Below are 4,976 nucleotides of genomic sequence, written 5' to 3' on the forward strand. Positions count from 1 at the left end.
GTGCGGGAGACGGTTCGTTTTTCTGATGGGGTCGGGGCTTTGTTGGGCGCTGGGGTGACGGCGTTCGTGGAGTTGGGGCCGGATGGTGTGCTCTCTGCACTGGTGCGGGAACAGATCCCCGGCAGCACCGCGATACCCGTCCTGCGCAAGGGCCGGCCGGAGATGACCTCACTGGCCGAACTCCTGGCGGGTGTCGTCGTACACGGCGTGTCCGTCGACTGGCGGGCGTATTTCGCCGGCCGCGGCGGCCGTTCCGTCGACCTGCCGACCTACTCCTTCCAACGGCGCCGCTACTGGCCGCAGCCGAGGCCGCAGACCGCCGGTGTCTCCGCCGCGGGCCTGGACGCGATCGGGCACCCTCTGCTCGGCGCGGCGGTGGGCCTGGCCGGCGGTCAGGGCATGCTCTTCACGGGTGGCCTGTCCCTGCGCACGCAGCCTTGGCTCGCCGACCACATGATCATGGGCACCGTCCTGCTGCCGGGCACGGCGATCGTGGAACTCGCCCTCCAGGTGGGCGAACAGGTCGCCTGCGACGTCCTCGAGGAACTCGTCCTGGACGCGCCGCTGGTCCTCGACGAGCGAGCGGCACTCCAGTTCCAGATCACCACGGAGGAGCCGGACGAGTCGGGCCGACGCGCGTTCGCCCTGCACTCCCGGCCGGGCGGCAGTGAGCTCGACGAGGCCTGGACCCAACACGCGTCCGGCGTGCTGGCACCCGGTGCGGGACCGCAGGAGTTCCCCGCCGATCTGACGCAGTGGCCGCCCGCGGGGGCCGTCGCCATCGAGGTGTCCGACCACTACCGGGATCTCGCCGAACGCGGGTACACCTACGGCCCCGCCTTCCAGGGGCTGCGCGCCGCGTGGCGCCGCGGCGCGGAGGTGTTCGCCGAGGTGGCGCTGCCCGTGCCAGCCGAGGCGGAGGCGGCCCGGTACGCTCTGCACCCCGCGTTGCTCGACGCGGCCCTGCACGCCGCCGACCTGGGCATGCTCGGACCGCCCGGGGAAGTGCGGCTGCCCTTCGCCTGGGCCGACGTCGCCCTGCACGCCAAAGGCGCGTCGTCCCTACGGGTGCGGCTGGCACCGGCCGGTTCCTCAGCGATTTCCCTGGCGGTGTGCGACCCGTCCGGGCTGCCCGTCGCGACAGCCACCTCGGTGGCCTTCCGGGCGGGCTCGCCGGACCGGCTCTCCACAGGCGGTCAACACCGATCGCTCTACCGGCTGGACTGGAACGAGGTACCGGCGGGCACTCCCACCCAGACCGACTGGGCGGTGGTCGGCCCGGATCCGCTCGGCCTGGCCGGCGCGCTGAGCTCGGCCGCGGGTGAGGTTCGCAGCCACCCGGATCTGGCGTCGCTCGCGGTCGCCGGGACGGTGCCCGGCCTGGTCGTGCTGTGCGCCGGCACCGGCAGGGAGAGCCCGCACGAGGTGCTGAGCCAGATCCAGACCTGGCTCGCCGACGAGCGGTTCGCCGGATCCACCGCGGTCGTCGTCACCAACGGCGCTGTCCAGGCCCGGCCGGGGGAGGCGGTGCACCGGCCCGAGCAGGCCGCGGTGTGGGGGCTGGTGCGCTCCGTGCAGGCCGAGCACCCCGGCACGTTCGTCCTCGCGGACCTGGACGGCCGAGCCCCTTCGGTCGCCGCGTTCGCCGCGTCGATCGCGACCGGGGAGCGGCAGCTCGCGGTGCGCGGGGGCGCGACCCTTGTGCCGAGGCTGGCCCGTACCGCGGCGGTGGCACCGGAGGTGCCCGAGGGGCCCGCCTGGAGGCTCGTCCCGACCGGTGCGGGTACGGCCGACGGTCTCGCCCTGGAGCCCTGCCCGGACGTGCTCGCGCCACTCGGCCATGGCCAGGTCCGGGTGTCGGTCCGGGCTGCCGGGCTGAACTTCCGCGACGTGCTGATCGCCCTCGGGGTGTACCCCGGCGCGGCCGTCCTCGGCGGCGAAGGTGCCGGGATGGTCCTGGAGGTCGGGCCGGGTGTCACGGACCTCGCACCCGGTGACCGGGTGATGGGTCTGCTGCCCGGTTCCTTCGGGCCGGTCGCCGTCACCGACCGGCGGACCCTCGTGCGGATCCCGCGGGGATGGACGTTCACCCAGGCGGCCTCCGTACCGATCGTCTTCCTCACCGCCTACCACGGGCTGCGCGAGGTGGCCGAGCTGCGCAAGGGGGAGGCCGTCCTGGTCCACGCCGCGGCGGGCGGGGTCGGCATGGCGGCGGTCCAACTGGCCCAGCACTGGGGCGCCGAGGTCTACGGCACCGCGAGCCCAGGCAAATGGGATGTCCTGCACTCGTCCGGACTGCCCGGGGACCGGATCGCCTCGTCCCGCACCGCCGAGTTCGAGGCCGCGTTCCTGGCCGCGACCGGTGGCCGTGGGATGGACGTGGTGCTGGACTCGCTCGCCGGCGAGCTGGTCGACGCCTCGCTGCGGCTGTTGCCGCGCGGCGGCCGGTTCGTCGAGATGGGCAAGGCCGACCTGCGGGATCCGGACCTCGTCGCCGCCGAGCACGAGGGTGTCCGCTACCGCGCCTTCGACCTCGCCGACGTCGCGCCGGCCCGGATCCAGGAGATGCTGACCGACCTCGTGACGCTGTTCGAGCGCGGGGTGCTGGCGCCGCTGCCCACCACCGCCTGGGACGTACGCGCCGCGCAGCGGGCGTTCCGGCACGTCAGCCAGGGCCGCCACGTCGGCAAGGTGGTCCTGACCGTTCCGCCGCCGGGAGCGCTGGCCGACGGCACCGTCCTCATCACCGGCGGTACGGGCGCGCTGGGCGGCCGGATCGCCCGGCACCTGGTGACCGGGCACGGCGTCCGCAGCCTTCTGCTCGCCGGACGCGGGGGGCCCGACGCGGACGGCGCCGCCGCCCTCACCGCCGATCTGGAGGCGCTCGGTGCCCGGGTCAGGATCGCGGCCTGTGACGTGTCCGATCGCGAGGCGGTCGCGGCCCTGCTCGGGGACATACCGGCGGAGTACCCGCTCACCGCCGTGGTGCATGCCGCGGGAGTGCTCGACGACGGCGTGGTCGAGACACTGACGCCGGACCGGCTCGACGGTCTGGCTGCCGCCAAGGCCGAGGGGGCACTGCACCTGCACGAACTGACCGAGCATCTGCCACTGTCGGCGTTCGTGCTGTTCTCGTCGGCAGCCGCCACCGTCGGCACCGCGGGCCAGGCCGGCTACGCGGCGGCCAATGCCCGTCTCGACGCACTGGCCCAGACCCGCAGGGCCGCGGGGCTTCCCGCCGTCTCGCTCGGATGGGGCCCGTGGGCGCCCGGTGGCGACGGGGGGATGGCGGCCGGGCTGCGCGACCGTGACCTCCGGCGCATCGAGCGCCTCGGTGTCGTCCCGCTGGGGCCGGACGAGGCACTCGCGTTGTTCGACGCCGCGCTGGCGTCCGAGGAACCGGTGCTGGTCCCGGTCCGGCTCAACGAGCGGGCGTTGCGCGCCGGGGCACGGGAGGGGTCGCTACCGCCGGTGCTCCAGGGGCTCGTCAAGGCGGGCCCGCGGCGGGCCGCGAGAAGGGCGGCCGGGACGGCGGAGGAATCCACGGCGCTGCGCGAACGGCTGGCGGGCCTGTCGGCCGAGGCGCGTGAGAACGCACTGCTCGGGCTGATCCGGACCCAGGTCGCGGTGGCACTCGGGCACTCCTCGGCGGAACAGGTGGGTCGCGAGGCCGCCTTCCGCGAGCTCGGGTTCGACTCACTGACCGCCGTGGACCTGCGTAACCGCCTCGTGGCGGCGACCGGGGCGCAGCTGCCCGCCACTGTCGTGTTCGACCGGCCGACGCCGATCGCCCTCGCCCGGTTCATCGCCGACGAGATCGCGCCCGCACCCGGCGAGCCGGCGGCGGCGCTGGTCGGCGGGCTGGACGCGCTGGAGGCAGCCCTGGCGACGGCCGAGCCCGACGAGGACCAACGCGCCTGGGTCGCGACCCGGCTGCAGACGCTGCTGGCGAAATGGGCCGGCGCACCGGAGCCCGCGCCGGACCGAAGGGACGACGACCTGAGCGGCGCCTCCGCGGACGAGCTGTTCCAAATGATCGACAACGAGTTCGGGGCGATCTGATGACCGAGGCTGGAGTGAACGCGATGTCCGGCGGGGGAGAGCGGAGCGAGGCGAAGCTCCTCGACTATCTCAGGCGGGTCACCGGCGACCTGCGCCAGGCCCACCAGCGGATCCGCGACCTGGAGGACGGGGATCGGGAGCCCATCGCGATCATCGGGATGAGCTGCCGTTACCCGGGCGGGGCCAGCAGCCCGGAGAAGCTCTGGCAGCTCGTCCGCGATGGCCGCGACGCGATCGGCGGCTTCCCCGCGGACCGCGGCTGGCCGGAGGACCTGTACGACCCGGACCCGGACCGCGCCGGCAAGGTCTCGGCCCGGGAAGGCGGCTTCCTCTACGACGCGGCGGATTTCGACCCGGCCTTCTTCGGGCTCTCCCCGCGTGAGGCGCTGGCGACCGATCCCCAGCAGCGGCTGCTGCTGGAGACGTCCTGGGAGGCTTTCGAATCGGCCGGGATGGATCCGTCCACGATGCGGGGCAGCCGGACGGGTGTCTTCGCGGGTGTCGTCTACAACGACTACGCCTCGCGGATCAGGCAGGTGCCCGAGGAGGTCGAGGGCTATCTGCGGACGGGCAGTTCCGGCAGTGTCGCTTCGGGGCGGGTGGCGTACACGTTTGGTTTTGAGGGTCCTGCGGTGACGGTGGATACGGCGTGTTCGTCGTCGTTGGTGGCGTTGCATTTGGCGGTGCAGTCGTTGCGGCAGGGTGAGTGTGATTTGGCGCTTGCTGGTGGGGTGACGGTGATGTCGACGCCGGCGACGTTTGTGGAGTTCAGTCGTCAGCGGGGGTTGGCGGTTGATGGTCGGTGTAAGGCGTTTTCGGCGGGGGCGGATGGGACGGGTTGGGCGGAGGGTGTGGGGGTGTTGTTGGTGGAGCGGTTGTCGGATGCGGTGGCTGGTGGGCGTCGGGTGTTGGCG

At 73.5% G+C, this 4,976-nt stretch carries 2 protein-coding genes; both read left to right on the forward strand.

Annotation, left to right across the window (positions count from 1 at the left end):
• Positions 1-54 precede the first annotated feature (54 nt).
• Positions 55-4,062 (forward strand): SDR family NAD(P)-dependent oxidoreductase, encoded by a 4,008-nt coding sequence (locus AB0B57_RS36725; protein WP_357081060.1) that lies wholly within the window; start codon positions 55-57, stop codon positions 4,060-4,062.
• Positions 4,062-4,976: beta-ketoacyl synthase N-terminal-like domain-containing protein (locus AB0B57_RS36730; protein WP_357081063.1), on the forward strand; the 915-nt coding region annotated here is incomplete at its 3' end. The genes AB0B57_RS36725 and AB0B57_RS36730, both read left to right, overlap by 1 nt.

The organism is Micromonospora sp. NPDC049101 (assembly GCF_040648675.1).
Classification (GTDB): domain Bacteria; phylum Actinomycetota; class Actinomycetes; order Mycobacteriales; family Micromonosporaceae; genus Micromonospora.